The sequence below is a fragment of the Synechococcus sp. MIT S9509 genome, assembly GCF_047303035.1.
Taxonomy (GTDB): Bacteria; Cyanobacteriota; Cyanobacteriia; order PCC-6307; family Cyanobiaceae; genus Synechococcus_C.
Map to the genome: position 1 here is coordinate 991,571 of NZ_CP138940.1, position 13,422 is coordinate 1,004,992.

The 13,422-nt window shown below is 60.4% G+C and carries 15 protein-coding genes; 7 read left to right on the forward strand and 8 right to left on the reverse strand.

What is annotated here, in order from left to right:
- The first annotated feature begins 148 nt into the window (after positions 1-148).
- On the forward strand, positions 149-343 hold the full coding sequence (locus SIB73_RS05585; protein WP_413402269.1) for a hypothetical protein: 195 nt from the start codon (positions 149-151) through the stop codon (positions 341-343).
- A 9-nt stretch (positions 344-352) separates the two neighbouring features.
- Here the strand turns inward: SIB73_RS05585 and SIB73_RS05590 are convergent, their stop codons facing one another.
- From SIB73_RS05590 to menD, 6 genes are all read right to left on the reverse strand, one after another.
- Positions 353-1,762: a UDP-N-acetylmuramoyl-tripeptide--D-alanyl-D-alanine ligase gene (locus SIB73_RS05590; RefSeq protein WP_413402267.1), complete on the reverse strand. Its 1,410-nt coding sequence runs from the start codon at positions 1,760-1,762 to the stop codon at positions 353-355.
- The gene (locus SIB73_RS05595) at positions 1,759-2,538 is read right to left on the reverse strand and encodes a hypothetical protein (RefSeq protein ID WP_413402265.1); all 780 of its coding nucleotides are present in this window, start codon (positions 2,536-2,538) and stop codon (positions 1,759-1,761) included. Before SIB73_RS05595 ends, SIB73_RS05590 begins: the two co-directional genes overlap by 4 nt.
- A gap of 97 nt (positions 2,539-2,635) precedes the next feature.
- Positions 2,636-4,180: a glycogen synthase GlgA gene (glgA, locus tag SIB73_RS05600; protein ID WP_413402264.1), complete on the reverse strand. Its 1,545-nt coding sequence runs from the start codon at positions 4,178-4,180 to the stop codon at positions 2,636-2,638.
- A 72-nt stretch (positions 4,181-4,252) separates the two neighbouring features.
- Entirely contained in the window at positions 4,253-4,927 is a 675-nt protein-coding gene (locus SIB73_RS05605) for a L,D-transpeptidase (RefSeq protein WP_413402262.1), read from the reverse strand.
- Positions 4,928-4,959: 32 nt separating this feature from the next.
- A complete protein-coding gene (menB, locus tag SIB73_RS05610) occupies positions 4,960-5,835 on the reverse strand; it encodes a 1,4-dihydroxy-2-naphthoyl-CoA synthase (RefSeq protein WP_413402261.1) in 876 nt (291 codons plus the stop codon).
- A gap of 14 nt (positions 5,836-5,849) precedes the next feature.
- On the reverse strand, positions 5,850-7,598 hold the full coding sequence (gene menD, locus SIB73_RS05615; protein WP_413406383.1) for a 2-succinyl-5-enolpyruvyl-6-hydroxy-3-cyclohexene-1-carboxylic-acid synthase: 1,749 nt from the start codon (positions 7,596-7,598) through the stop codon (positions 5,850-5,852).
- Positions 7,599-7,680: 82 nt separating this feature from the next.
- Here menD and lepB point away from each other — a divergent pair, with 82 nt between their 5' ends.
- The gene (gene lepB, locus SIB73_RS05620) at positions 7,681-8,298 is read left to right on the forward strand and encodes a signal peptidase I (RefSeq protein ID WP_413402259.1); all 618 of its coding nucleotides are present in this window, start codon (positions 7,681-7,683) and stop codon (positions 8,296-8,298) included.
- Between the two features lie 14 nt (positions 8,299-8,312).
- Complete coding sequence (locus SIB73_RS05625) at positions 8,313-8,660, forward strand: DUF760 domain-containing protein (RefSeq protein ID WP_413406381.1); 348 nt, start codon at positions 8,313-8,315, stop codon at positions 8,658-8,660.
- A gap of 49 nt (positions 8,661-8,709) precedes the next feature.
- Here the strand turns inward: SIB73_RS05625 and SIB73_RS05630 are convergent, their stop codons facing one another.
- Positions 8,710-9,927 carry a DUF4336 domain-containing protein gene (locus SIB73_RS05630; RefSeq protein ID WP_413402258.1) on the reverse strand — a complete coding sequence of 406 codons (1,218 nt, stop codon included), beginning with the start codon at positions 9,925-9,927 and terminating at the stop codon, positions 8,710-8,712.
- Positions 9,928-10,023: 96 nt separating this feature from the next.
- Between SIB73_RS05630 and SIB73_RS05635 the strand changes: the two genes are divergently transcribed.
- Positions 10,024-11,271 carry a hypothetical protein gene (locus tag SIB73_RS05635; protein ID WP_413439739.1) on the forward strand — a complete coding sequence of 416 codons (1,248 nt, stop codon included), beginning with the start codon at positions 10,024-10,026 and terminating at the stop codon, positions 11,269-11,271.
- Between the two features lie 201 nt (positions 11,272-11,472).
- Here the strand turns inward: SIB73_RS05635 and SIB73_RS05640 are convergent, their stop codons facing one another.
- Positions 11,473-11,925 (reverse strand): hypothetical protein, encoded by a 453-nt coding sequence (locus tag SIB73_RS05640; RefSeq protein WP_413439740.1) that lies wholly within the window; start codon positions 11,923-11,925, stop codon positions 11,473-11,475.
- Between the two features lie 105 nt (positions 11,926-12,030).
- On the opposite strand from SIB73_RS05640, the gene SIB73_RS05645 reads away from it, so the two are divergent.
- The 3 genes from SIB73_RS05645 to SIB73_RS05655 all read left to right on the forward strand — a co-directional run bounded on the left by SIB73_RS05645 (position 12,031) and on the right by SIB73_RS05655 (position 13,414).
- Complete coding sequence (locus tag SIB73_RS05645; RefSeq protein ID WP_413402252.1) at positions 12,031-12,300, forward strand: DUF3104 domain-containing protein; 270 nt, start codon at positions 12,031-12,033, stop codon at positions 12,298-12,300.
- Between the two features lie 348 nt (positions 12,301-12,648).
- On the forward strand, positions 12,649-12,822 hold the full coding sequence (locus SIB73_RS05650) for a hypothetical protein (protein WP_413439741.1): 174 nt from the start codon (positions 12,649-12,651) through the stop codon (positions 12,820-12,822).
- 4 nt (positions 12,823-12,826) lie between these two features.
- Positions 12,827-13,414: a hypothetical protein gene (locus tag SIB73_RS05655; RefSeq protein WP_413402247.1), complete on the forward strand. Its 588-nt coding sequence runs from the start codon at positions 12,827-12,829 to the stop codon at positions 13,412-13,414.
- Positions 13,415-13,422 lie beyond the last annotated feature (8 nt).

The window sequence follows — 13,422 nt, forward strand, 5'->3', positions numbered from 1 at the left end:
GGGATTAACAACAAATGAGTGATTCGAAACAACAGTGCCGAACCAGAGCAGACGTGAAAAATGACATGAATCCCCTGAATCTCTAAAGCTGTTGGCAATGGTTTCATGCTGAACATGAGGGAACTTGGGTGTATCGATCACTGGATCCATGAGCGATCAGAAGCGCTACACGGTGCGATACCGCGACGGCAGCAGCAGAAGACTCGAAGCCTGTTTTTATGCCAGTGATGCGTTCGAGGCCAGAGTGCTGGCCATGGAGGCAGTTCCCTTCATTCGAGACCACCCCCATGCCATTGATCTGATTCGCTGCGAAGACTCCAACACCGATGTAATGGTGGCTTGAACCCTTAGCTCAGGGTTCTTGCAGCAGTGGAATCAGCCGTTCAAGCGCAACTCCTCGGCTGGCCTTGAGCAGCAGAGTGTCTCCTGGCTGAAGCCATTGATTGAGAACCTCAGCAGCGAGTTCTGGAGACTCCGCAAGAGCGAAGCGGTCCATCGACTCCGCAGCTCGTTGCATGGCAGAAGCTTCCGCACCGGACGCCACAGCCACCAGACCATCCAGTCCGAGCTGCACAGCTCTGGAGACGACTGCCTGGTGCAGCTCGATGCTGCTTTCACCGAGCTCAAGCATGGTGCCGAGCACGGCGAATCGACGACCTGGTTGTTGTGCGAGCAGATCCAGAGCTGCGAAAACGGCTTCCGGCGAAGCGTTGTACGTCTCATCCAGAAGATTGAGTGTGCCGATGCTCAGGCGCCTGTTGCGCCCGCCGGGCACATCCACCTGGATCGCCTGCAGATCCGCCGGGGAAACCCCGAGTTCAAGAGCGACCGCCAGTGCCAGCATCAGATTACGGGCGTTATGACGTCCTTCGAGCGGACAGTTGAAGCGCAGACCATCAAAGCTGAGCACACTCTCCCGCGCATCATGCACCCCGATCAGATCCGCGACATCAGGATCAGCCACAGGCAGGCCCGCCACTTCGGAGTCATCAGCAGAGAGATCTCCCTCCAGGGCAACCCGCACAATGCGGCCGCTCCAGCAGCTGGAGAGTGCGTGCTCCAGCAGAGCATCACCTGCAGGAATCACCACAACTCCCTGAGGAGCCAGAGCGGCGGTGATCTCACATTTGGCCTGAGCGATGGAGGCTCGACTTCCGAGCCGACCGATATGAGCAGTTCCGATGTTGGTGATCACAGCGATCTCCGGTTCCGCACAACGGGAAAGGCGCTCAATCTCACCCAGGCCGCGCATGCCCATTTCCAGAACCACAGCAGCATGACCTTGATGCGCACCCATCAGGGTGAGCGGCACGCCGATGTCGTTGTTGTTGTTGCTGACGGTGGCCTGAACATCTCCAAGAGGCGCCAGCGATGCTCGGATCAGCTCACGTGTGGTGGTCTTACCGGCTGAACCGGTCACGGCCACAACGCCCGCTTTCAGCTGACGCCTGTGCAGCGTGGCCAGCTGCTGATAGGCCCAGAGCGTGTCGTCAACCCTCCAGTGCAGCAGCCCATTCGGCAGGGGATGGTTCCAGTCAATGGCCACAACAGCGGCCTGAGCCCCAAGCTCCACGGCCTGGTTCAGAAACGCATGTCCATCAAAACGGTTACCGCGCAGGGGAATGAAGAAAGCACCAGGCTGCAGCTGCCGACTGTCCGTGCAGACAGGCCCGAGCTTGGCCTGCAGCTGATCTGCGGACGCAGCTCCACGCAGTTCGGGATTCCCCCAGAGCTGCACAAGCTGAGCGAGCTGCAGCGTCATGACGAAGGCAACGGGTCGAACATGATCATGCCGCCGCCCACCCTGGCGGGCCTGGCGAGCAGACGCTGGTTGACATCTTCAAGAGTGATGACATCGAAGCCCTGGTCCTGCAGGGTGAACCACCAGCTTTCCGCGCACTGGCGACGGAGGGTCAGCGGCAGTTCAGACCACAGATCTGAATCCACAACCAGCACCGCAGCATTCTCTGCGGGAACAGGCCGTGCAGACAGCAGCAAACCTGTTGGAGCAGCGCTGTCGACATCCACCTGCTCCAGCAGATTCAACAGGGGATTCACCTGCAGGGCCGCTGGCTCCGGCTCAGAGGATTCGAAAAGCTCGGGCTCAGCTGGTGCGACCTGAATCGGCGCCTGTGAAGGAGACGTTGTCAGGGACCTCGGTGCTTGATCAGCATCGCCAGGCACGATCGCAGGTTCGGGGCTCAGAGGGCGTGCATCAGGCAAGGGAGTCGTGCGCATCCGTTCGACAACCGGAGCTGGATCCGGTTCTGCGACGTTCAAAGCTGCACGCAGCTGGACGACACCAAGCGAAAGAACCAGCAACAGAGCGGCCAGCACCAGAGGCCAGAAAAGAGGAGCCAGATCCTGTGGCCAGAATCCGGGAGTGGAAAGATCACCCTCACGATTGCGGCGTCTGAGTTCCTGAAGGCGCAGTCGCAGATCCGCCAGAGCAGCTGGAAGGTCCTCACGCAATGCTTCCCAGGGGCTCTGGTAAGGAGCCGGAAGCGAACGTTGGTCCTTTGCATCCTGTTCCTGCATCACTCAGCCATGAAGCCATGAAAACCGAGTGACGCACAGTTTTTGCGCACAAGGCTCAATCCCATCATGGTCGTTTCTGACAGCGACGAAGCGATCTTCAAGAACGTGACTGACGCAGCAAACGGGCCAGGGGATTGCGACTGCCTCGACCACGGCCATCAGCCTTCGAGGCCTGGTCAGCCTGCGGATCAACGGCTCCATTGCGCGATGGATCAGCTTCCTGACCCTGAGAGAAACGCTCGACAGCCGCCGCATCGGGTCCGGGCTCCTTCAGACCACACACATCCCTGTACATCTGGTCGTACTCAAGGGCCGAACGCGCCCAGCTGTAATCCTCACGCATGCCTCGCAGCTGGAGCTGTCGCCAGCTGTCCTGATGGCGATAGGCCTCCCAGGCGCGAACCAACGCGGTGTAGAAGTCAACCGGCTCGAAGCGATCGAAGCAGAAACCTGTTCCCAGATCGTTGCGCGGGTCATGTGGTGGCACGGTGTCAACTAGTCCTCCAACCTTGCGGACAACAGGCACACAGCCGTAACGCATGGCATTGAGCTGGCTGATGCCGCAGGGTTCAAAACGACTGGGCATCAGGAAGGCATCACTGCCGGCGTAGATCAGGCGTGAGAGTGCATCGTCGTAGGTAAGAAACACCGAAACCCTGCCGGGATGGCGGGAGGCAAGCTGCCAGAGACCCGACTCGAGGCCTCTCTCACCGGTCCCGAGCACAACAATCTGGGTATCGGTATAGGCCAGGAGTCGATCGGCGACCTGAAGGAGCAGATCCACACCCTTCTGATCAACAAGGCGCGTCACCATGCCCAGCACAAAGGCGTCATCGCGCGGCTCAAGCCCCATTCGCTCCTGCAGCACGCGCTTGCAAACCAGCTTCCCACTGAGGTCATCAGCGCTGTAATTCGCTGGCAAGGCCTTGTCTGTAGCAGGATTCCAGGCCTCGAGATCGATGCCATTGAGGATTCCGCGCAGCTTGCCTGCGATGTAGTTCAGCAACCCCTCCAGTTTTTCGCCGTACTCGGGGGTACGGATCTCCTGCGCATAGGTCGGCGAAACGGCATTGACTCCCTCGGCATAGAGAAGCGCCGCCGCCATCGTGTGATCGCCCTGCATGTACCAGGGGCACCAGGTCATGCGGTCCAGCTTCCAGCGCCAGGGTCCCTGATATTTGAGGTTGTGGATGGTGAAGACCGTGCTGATTTCAGGGTCCTGATGCATCCAGACAGGGATCATCCCCGTATGCCAGTCATGGCAGTGCAGCACCTGGGGCTTCCAGACATTCCAGGAGAATTCCGCTGCCGCACTCGCGAAGAAGGTGAAGCGCCAGTCTTCGTCTTCACCGCCGTAGATGCGCTCAGGGTCGAACACGGGATGCCCGACCAGATAGAGAGGCAGGCCGTTGGTGGGATGGCGGGTCTCGAAGACTGCAAATTCAGTGCCCATGGTCTGGGCGCGCCAGATGGGTTCAGCTGGAATCTCCAGCTGGCTCCAGAGCTTGCTGTAGCCGGGCATGATCAAGCGCACATCATGGCCGAGCTGGGCCAGAGCTGGAGGCAGGGAACCGACCACATCGCCCATACCGCCCACCTTCACCATGGGTGCACATTCAGCGGCGGCAAACAGCACACGCATGGACGATCGATCCGGCTAAGCGGCGCGACTTTAAGCGCAATGCCGCTTGATCAGGCCTGGTGATCAGGCTGATCAGGGCAGCACGGTGACCGGAGTGCCGACCCGCACCATCTCGAAGATCTCCTGCACGTTCTCCTCGTAGAGACGCACACAACCGTGGGACACGGCGCGCCCCACCGTCCAGCGATAGGGGGTGCCGTGAAATCCAGCCACCGTGCAGCCCTCGATATCGAGATATTGCTCACCATCCCAGCCTTCGCGACCTTTGCAGTCGCGGTGAAAACCGATCCAGCGGCTTCCGAGTGGATTGTCCGCATCATTCGGTCCCAGCTTCTCGCCGTTCACCGGATGGGTCCATACCGGTTTCTTCACCTTCTGCATCACACGAAAACGTCCTGCGGGCGTTTCCCATCCCACCGTTCCGACCGCAGCTGGAAAGCGTCGGGTAAGGACACCGTCGTGGAGAACCAGCAACTGGCGATGCTGACGATCAAGAACAAGCTGCAGACCCAGGCGCTGCAGCAGATCATCGGGAACCCGCTGCATGGATTCAGCATCCGTGACCGCTGCTGCCAGGGGGGGGATCGGATCCGGTTCGCGCTTGGCTGTTGGCGTCACAGCTTTTGGCGCAGCAGCATTTTCAGTGGTGAACTCTGTCTCAGCGGACAGAGCACCACCAGGCAGCAGCAACATCAGTGCGGCCAGGGATGCCGGGCCCGGTGAGGGGATGGAAATGTGAACCGGCATCGCTGCGCAGAGCGGGATCTCACCCTGTTTAGCTAAGGCAGCCAGGGGGAAGAAGAGAAATCGGGATCTCTCTTCTCAAGGAAGGCATTACGACCCTCCTGACCCTCTTCGGTTCGATAGAAGAGATGGGTCGCCTGTCCGGCCAGTTCCTGAAGCCCCGCCAGCCCGTCAGTTTCGGCGTTGAAGGCAGCCTTGAGACAACGGATCGCGGTGGGGCTGTGCTGCAACACCTCCCGGGCCCAGCGCACGCCCTCGGTCTCCAGCTCCCGCAAAGGAACAACAGCATTCACCAGCCCCATCGCCAGCGCCTGCTCAGCGCCGTACCTGCGACAGAGAAACCAGATCTCCCGCGCCTTTCGCTGGCCCACCACCCGGGCCAGATAACCGGCACCGAATCCGCCATCGAAACTGCCGACCCGTGGTCCGGTCTGGCCGAACACGGCATTGTCCGCCGCCAGGCTGAGGTCGCAGAGCAGATGCAGCACCTGGCCGCCACCGATCGCATAGCCGGCCACAAGGGCGATCACCACCTTGGGAAGACTGCGGATCATCCGCTGCAGATCAAGAACATTGAGCCTGGCCAGACCCTGCTCATCGAGATAGCCGCCGTCGCCACGGACGCTCTGGTCACCACCTGCGCAGAAGGCATAACCGCCGTCGTCTGCAGGACCGACCCCGGTGAACAGCACCACGCCGATGCCGCTGTCATCACGAATGCGGGCGAAGGCATCGCAGAGCTCCGCCACGGTGCGCGGGCGAAAGGCATTGCGTTTCTGCGGTCGATTGATGGCGACCCTGGCGATACCGGAGTCGCTGCGATCGAGCAACACATCCTCGTATTGGACCCAGGGTTGCCATGCCACTCCTGAATCACCGGGCAACACCGGACGGGACGAAGACTCAGCCATGCCAGCGACAACGATCAGGACTCTTTTGTACCGCCCCGGGACTGCTGCAGTGCGGTGACCGTGACCTCACGCAGCAGCCGCCGCAGTGCGGCTTCGGCGGATCGATCGGTGCAGACGCGCAGCAGAACCGTGCGCTGCTGCGAGAGCCCCCATTCCAGAGCCGACTGCAGGTCCTCGAGCCGGCTCAGCTGACGTGAGGGCACCGCGTGGGCCGCTGCAAGGGCAAGGGGATCGAGGCGCTGAGGCATGGCGAACAGCTGCTCAAACGAGCTGGAAGCACTGGAGGCGATCGGAAGCTGGGCAAAGATTCCGCCACCGGCGTTGTCGATCAACAGCACCAGCAAAGGTGGAGAGGCCTCACTGGCCAGCAGCCAACCGTTGCTGTCGTGCTGCAGCGCAAGATCACCACAGATCAGCACGGTTGGACCCAGAACGCGAGCCAGACCAAGAGCCAGCGAGAGAGTGCCGTCGATGCCGGAGGCGCCTCGGAAGCTGAAACAACAACGCGCCCCCAGATCCGAGGCGGCGAAGGTCTGCCAGTCGCGCACGGGACTGCTGGCGGCGAGCATCAGCGGCAGCCCCTGCGGCAACAGTTCGGGCAGGGCCTTCATCAGTGCGGGCTCGCTGACAGCGCCAGCAGCTGGCAAGTGCTGATCAAGAACGCTTTGCACCTGGGCGTCGGCCTCAGCCCAGGCCGTGAGCAGCGCCCTGGAGCTGGAGGGAGCGAAGCGAGCATCGGTGCTGATGGCGTTCCACCAGGCCACCAGGCCACTGCTGCACTGCCTCGACATCCCCAGCGGATCCAGGCAGCGGGGTTCGCCTTCGCTGATCAACAGCTGGCCCGAACCAAGGCTGCGTAACCAACTCTCCAGTCGCCGGCTGGCAGGGAGTGGGCCCAGCCGCAGCACCTGAAGGCCTGCCTCAGGAGCCGGCAGACCCCGCGGCAACAGCAGCTCCCAGTGGCGAATCAGATTGGGAAGATCTGCAGGAATTGCGGCCAACTGGTCCGCCAGCACCGGCCAGCCACTGCACTCAGCCACAGTCCTGAGTGCCTGCTGATAGGCGGGCTTGTCGGCCTCCAGCCCCCGCCAGGGTCCGGCCACCACCACGCCGGGACGAGACCAGTCGAGGCAATCGGTTGGCCTGGCAGCAGCGGAGGCCACCGGCAGGCAAAACGGCCGCTGCTCATTCCAAGCACAATCCCAATCAGACCAGGCCTGCTGCTGGTCTTCGCGGCTGGGATGCAGGGGCTCCTCGAAAGGGAGATTGAGGTGCACCGGCCCGGGATGCTGAAGCGTTTGCTCCCAGGCCTTGTCCGCCAGCGCTTGCAGCTGGGTCTTCGACAGCCGGTGCAGGCCATCGATGGGTCCTGTCATGAACGCACGGCATACCGAAGCCAGAAAGTCCTCCTGATTGACCGTTTGGTTGGCACCGCAGTTCTTGAGCCTTTGCGGACGATCGGCAGTGAGCAACAGCAAGGGCAGCGCTGAGCGATCGGCCTCCACCGCAGCGGGCAGCAGATTGGCCACTGCAGTACCCGAGGTGGTGATCACTGCCGCTGCACGCCCGGATGCAGCGGCCATGCCGAGGGCATGAAAAGCGGCGGAGCGCTCATCAATGGCCGTGGTCAACATCAGCATTCCCCGTTCAGCCAGGCCACCCGCCGCAAGCGCCAGTGGTGCGGAACGACTGCCAGGGCAGAGCACCAGACGTTCCAGGCCTTGCCGCTGCAGGTACAGCAGCAGGCCGATGGCGGAGGCCAGGTTGTCGGAAGCGTGACTCAGACCTGATGCCGAGGCTGATGCGATCCTCGGTCAAGGCCAACCCTCATTGCTGACGCTGCTGATGAGCGACCCGTCCGCCGACTCCACGAAACGTCAGGACAGCTGGCGCTCCTTGCTGATCTGGGTGCTGCTGGCACTGCTGCTGCGCTGGATCGTGGTGGAGCCGCGCTGGATTCCATCCGGATCAATGTTGCCCACATTGCAGCTGCAGGACAGGATCCTTGTGGAGAAGCTGAGTCCACGCTTTGACCGGGCGCGTCACCAAGCGCTGCCCCTGAACAGCATCGTGGTGTTCCGGGTTCCTGAGCCACTGGTGCAGGCCGGCTATGACCCGGATGCTGCATTGATCAAGCGGGTGGTGGGCAGGCCTGGAGACCAGCTGGAGGTGCGTGATGGCCAGCTCAGGCGCAACGGCGAGGCCGTGGATGAGCCCTGGCTGAACGAGGCGATCGACTACGTGATGGCCCCGGTCACCGTGCCGGACAACGAGCTCTGGGTGATGGGCGACAACCGCAATGCCAGCCTTGATTCACACCTCTGGGGCCCCCTGCCGGAAGCCGATGTGATCGGAACGGCAATACTGCGTTATTGGCCGCTCAGCAGATTCGGGCCGATTCGGTTCTCACGACCGGACGCCTTGGTGACGAAGAGCACAGCTGCGATAGGGTCAAGGGCATGACGGAGCGCGATGGGATGTTCAATCCTGAGTTTCTGACCACTGATAACCAGGAGGGTCAGCCCGTCAATGGCCTGATTCAGTACCTGCAGGACCAATCTCCGGACGTGCTGCAACGCGTGGCTAAATCGGCCAGCCCGGACATCCAGGACATCATTCGCCATAACGTTCAGGGATTGCTGGGAATGCTCCCTGGTGAACAGTTCGAAGTGAAAGTGACATCCAATCGCGACAATCTGGCCAACATGCTGGCCTCCGCGATGATGACTGGTTACTTCCTGCGCCAGATGGAGCAACGCAAGGAATTGGAAGAGACGTTGTTTGGAGACGATGAAATGGCGATCGACTCCGAATCGAATCTCTGAGCCCACAAGCCAATTCACATCTGCAGTGCTCAGCGATTACGGCGTTGGCTTACTGCGATGACTTCTCCGAGTCAGGAACAACTCCAAGATCGAGCAGGGTTTGATCAATGCTGCCCAGGAATTCCCAGTTGCCTTCACTGGGGGCCCATTCACGCATCATGAGATGTTCGCGCAGCTGAACAACCTGAAGGGTTGAGAAGTTCAGCGGCGCTGAATAGTGAGCGGGCACCAGCCAGTGCAGATCGCGCTGCTGTTCGAGAGCAGCCAACCAGGCTATCAACGCCTGTCGTTGCCTGGGCAGCACCAGGCGCTCCAGCACCGGCGCCACCTGCAGTCGTGGTTGATCGTCACCCATCAGAGCCTTGGCTGAATCCAGCCAACCGGGCTTCCAGGCGAAGGGATACAGGCCGAAATGGGTTCGCGCACTGCGCAGACCGGGCCGAAAGGCCTGCCGGATCACCTGCAGCAAACCAGGCACATCAAGCGGTTCCGGGCGCAGGTAGGAAGCAAACAGCACAAGCCGAGCCCATCCGCGACGGCGATTGTCGGGAGTGTCCTCAAAGGGTTGATCCCCACGATCACGCGCATGGAACAACAGCGGTGCGGGGTCCTGCGCAAACACCTCCGGTGGTTCCGAGGAGATACCAACCAGGGCATCGGTCACCAGCAGTGCGCCTGAGGGGCGGTGCAGACAGCTCACCTCCTGGAAACAACCAACGCCGAGATCCAGCGGGCCCAATGAAATCCACTCACAGACTTCGGGGTGGGGCACACCATCGTCGAGCAACACCCTAGTTCTGCCAGCGGGAACACCCAGCCAGGAGAGCGGCAAATTGACCGGGAAACTCCACTGACCAGGACAGACCCAGAGATCAGCATCAGGAAATGCTCTGGCCATCGGAGCCAACGGCAGCTTGTGCTCCAGGCCGGAGGCCGTGGGCAACACGATGCTGCATACCGGACCATGCTCAGATTCGAGCGTGCGGATCAACGCACGAAGCTCACCGGTGGGCGGCAGCGGATTCACCAGCATCAGACCGCCGGGAACCTTCACCACCGTGAGCCGGATGGGCACCGCCACGTAATACACACCCTGAAGCTGCTCGAGGCTCCAGATCTCTCCGGGAATCAGCTCTTCAAAGTGAGTGGCACGGCGGCCATACGGATAAAGCGGCAGCAGCGGCCACCAAGGCCAGCTTTGATCGTCTGGTGAGACTCTACCTGAGGCACTTAAACCGCTGTTCTGGCCTTGCTTCTCTTGTCTCACTGTTCTCTCGTGTGCTGTCGGGGATAACTGGTCACAAATGGCTATAAGGATTTTATAGGGGTAGGATGTGCACAGATGCCACCAGATCCTTACCGCATGACGCGCAGCACAGGGCAACGCGAGAGCAAGGCGCGGCTGCTACAGCTTGGCAAGTACGTGCGCGGGAAACATCCTGCCCGGTACGGGTTGAGCTTGCGCCGTAAGAAGCAACCGGATGGAAGCGAACCGATCTGGGTCACGTTCAACACGCAGGAGGATCGGCAGGGAACGCAGAAGTGGGTCCGCCTGGATGGGGTCGACTGGCACAGCAACGACGCCGAGATCTCCGAAGCTGTCGACCTCGCCCTGATCAAGTTCGATCAGAAGAGTGAGAAAAAAGCGGCCACAGTTGGCAGCAGTCTGGGGATCTACAAGCGGGCCGCAATTAAAAAGATCGAGGAGAGCGGCAACACGGTTAAGCACGCCGAACGGCGCCGGCGATGGCTCAACACGCTGTGCACCTGGCTCGATGAGAACGACAGGAAAGCGACCGAGCGTGAGCACTTGCTCGAGTGGATCCGTACCTGGCCCGCTGACCAGCGCAGCCGTCGGGATGCAATCTCAGCCGCTTGCCTTTTGTTCAACGCCGCGACGAAAGGCAGGCCACTGAATCCAGGGAGTGAGGTCGCATACGAACCGCCGGCACCTGGCCAGGGGAAACCGGTTGACCCTGACGAGATCCTGCGCGTGATCCTTTACCTGTGGGAGCTGTCCGAAGGTGACGACCCGGCCGACCTTGCACACTGCGCGGCCTGGCTGACGTCATGGGTTGCCCTGACCGGAGCCCGTGGGGCCATGGTGATGGGCTCGGAGCTGCTGACCGCTCCGGCTGGATCGGTTGCCGTGAAGGTGGGCGAATATGTCCGATGCAGGGACAGCAAGCGCGGCCGGAACCGACCGGCGAACCTGTGCCCCTCATGGCGTGAACTGTTGGAGGCCGTCGGCGTTGATCGTCTGGCCAACCCACCCGAACGGCTTCGGACTGCGGCCCTCCCATGGGATGACAAACCGACCACCGAACAGCAGCAGGAGGCTGAGCGCGAACTGGGAGCCGTGTCCGGTTACTTGCTGCGGACGCTGTCAGAACGCAAGGGCATGAAAGCTGACCGCGAACTGATCGGGCTGAGAACCCTCAGGCACAACGCTGCGCGTCGATTGCTCGAGGTGAAGCGCGACGGGCGCCCGGCCCTGGAGCTCTGGCGGATCGCCGGCCTCCTCTCAACCTCGGAAACTCAACTGCGCTTGACGTACTCAGATCACGCCCGCTTTAGGACTAACGAGACGATCGCCGAGGTTTTCGGCTAAGCAGGCGGATTCATCACTCCGAGAGGTGATCGACCCTGAGAAGGGGCGGAACTAAACGCGACGGAAGCTGACCAGGCCGACCCGTCAACCTCATTTTTCCATCGGCTCACTGACCACGGAGTAACGCGGGTGCTTTGGGAGCACCTCTTGATACAAGCCAAACCCGTTCCAGCAATTAGAAAACTTTCCTCTCAATAAGCCTCAAGGGTGATGGCGGGTGACAACGCCTGATTGAGACAAGTGACTTGCAATTCCTGCAAAAGCGATAACCCTTTCAGAGCGATGACTTGGAAGCAAAGCCTGAGGCTGCAGCTTCTCCGTCTCCGCGGGCTGAGGCTGCAGCTTCTCCGCTTCCACGGGCCAAAGAGCAGTAACCACGCTGCCCATGGCACCACCGATCACTGCACCAAAAAACGCAATAATCGCGGTTCTTCCCGCTAAAAGGACATCAATTTGCTTGAGCTCTAGGGCCTTCAACTGCTCTGTACATTCGGCAATAAAATCCTCATTTTGCTTTTGAAGGTACAATCCATCTACATCATTTATTTTTAACTTTCCAGACTTAATATCCTCGTTTTGCTGACTAGCTTTCTGAATCCAACCCATCCAAGTGTCTATTTGCGTTTGGACCAACTTTTCGGGAGAGTTAAACATTTAGGTCAGCACTGTCTATTACTTTTTAGCGTTGCGAAGATCCCAGCCCGTCAATCTGCAGCTTTCCTCAATTGTCGCTAGTACTGGCGTCCTAGTTCTGTAGGCATGTCGATTGACCACGGGGTTTACAGCTCGCCCGAGTCAGAGAGGCCGGTCTTTCTGGACGTGGCTCCAGGGATGACGGTGATCGTGCGCCACGACTATCTGACCGGAGAGAAGGCCGACAAGGATTGGTGGATGGGGCAGGTGATCCACTGCGGCGGTGCTGCCCGTGATCCGAGCATCCACAACCTCTTCCAGATCGCTGATGTCGATTCAGGCGTGATCCGCTGGGTCAACGCCGACCTAGTCACCCATGTCATCCCGGACTGTTAAGGGCAGATAGGCCCGCTTGGTGTTCAACCTCAAGCAATGCATCGACATCCAAAACCCTGCACCTAACGTCGAAATATCAAACTGAGCTGCAGATCTAAAATGGATTTAGCCACGGTACTTCTTTATATCTCGATACCCTTTGTGTTAGTCACCCTGTACTTCGGCACTAGGAATGGTTTTTACAACACAGACAAGTATGAAGGCGATGGAACCGCGCATAAAGTTCTGAAGTAAGTTGCCAACTACGAATCAAAAAACTCTTGTCTCATCGAGTGCCTATTGCTTGGCGGGGAAGGTCGTTGCCATCAAAAGAGCGGTAGCAGCGCTGATCGGAGTAAATCGCTTCATGTGGTCAGTCGAGAGGAGGCGGGCCCGATAGTTACGCCTGACGGCCGCACCCTCTGGGCTGGTGATCCGGGCTTTCTCGAGGCCATGGGCGAGCTGTACGGGTTCCCCGTGGAATCGGAACCCTCAGGGACCGACAACGCAACCGATGGACTGGGAGAGACGGCTGAGGGTTGAGGAGATGACAGACGGAGCGGTGGCCGCCGTTGAAGCGCACACAGGTCACACCGTCAGCGACAGACTCCGCGAGGTGATCGCCTCACAAGTCGACCGCACGCTGTCGTCAGAGTTCGCCCGATGGGTTCCCGATGGTGACCCAGTCGACGCTGGCCAGGCATGGATGAACCACCGCCTCACAGGCGAAGGCCTGCAGGGTGTGAACGCTGCAGCAGCGGAGGAGGCCGGGCACCTGGAGACGTTCGAGATTGACGGCGAGCTGCGCCCGATCGGTCACGAGATGAGCTGGGAACGGATACGCCGGGCCAGTGACCTGAGCCGGCAAGCGATCCAGCAGCAGAAAGAAGCGCAGCGGCAGGAGGCCGAAGCGCAACGCCTCCAACAGGAGGAGCGGGAACACCAGGCCCGACAGGATCGCCGGGCTGAGTTCTTTCTTCGTTCGCGAGAGATCAGGCCGGATCTCTCTGAGGATGAGCTGGGTCGTCTGGCTGATCAATTCGAGGCGAAGCGTCAGCAGAGGCAGCAGGACGCCCGCCGATGGTCACCATCTCGACCAGTGGAACCTCAACCGCCTCAGCAGCCCACCGATTGAGCAGGGCC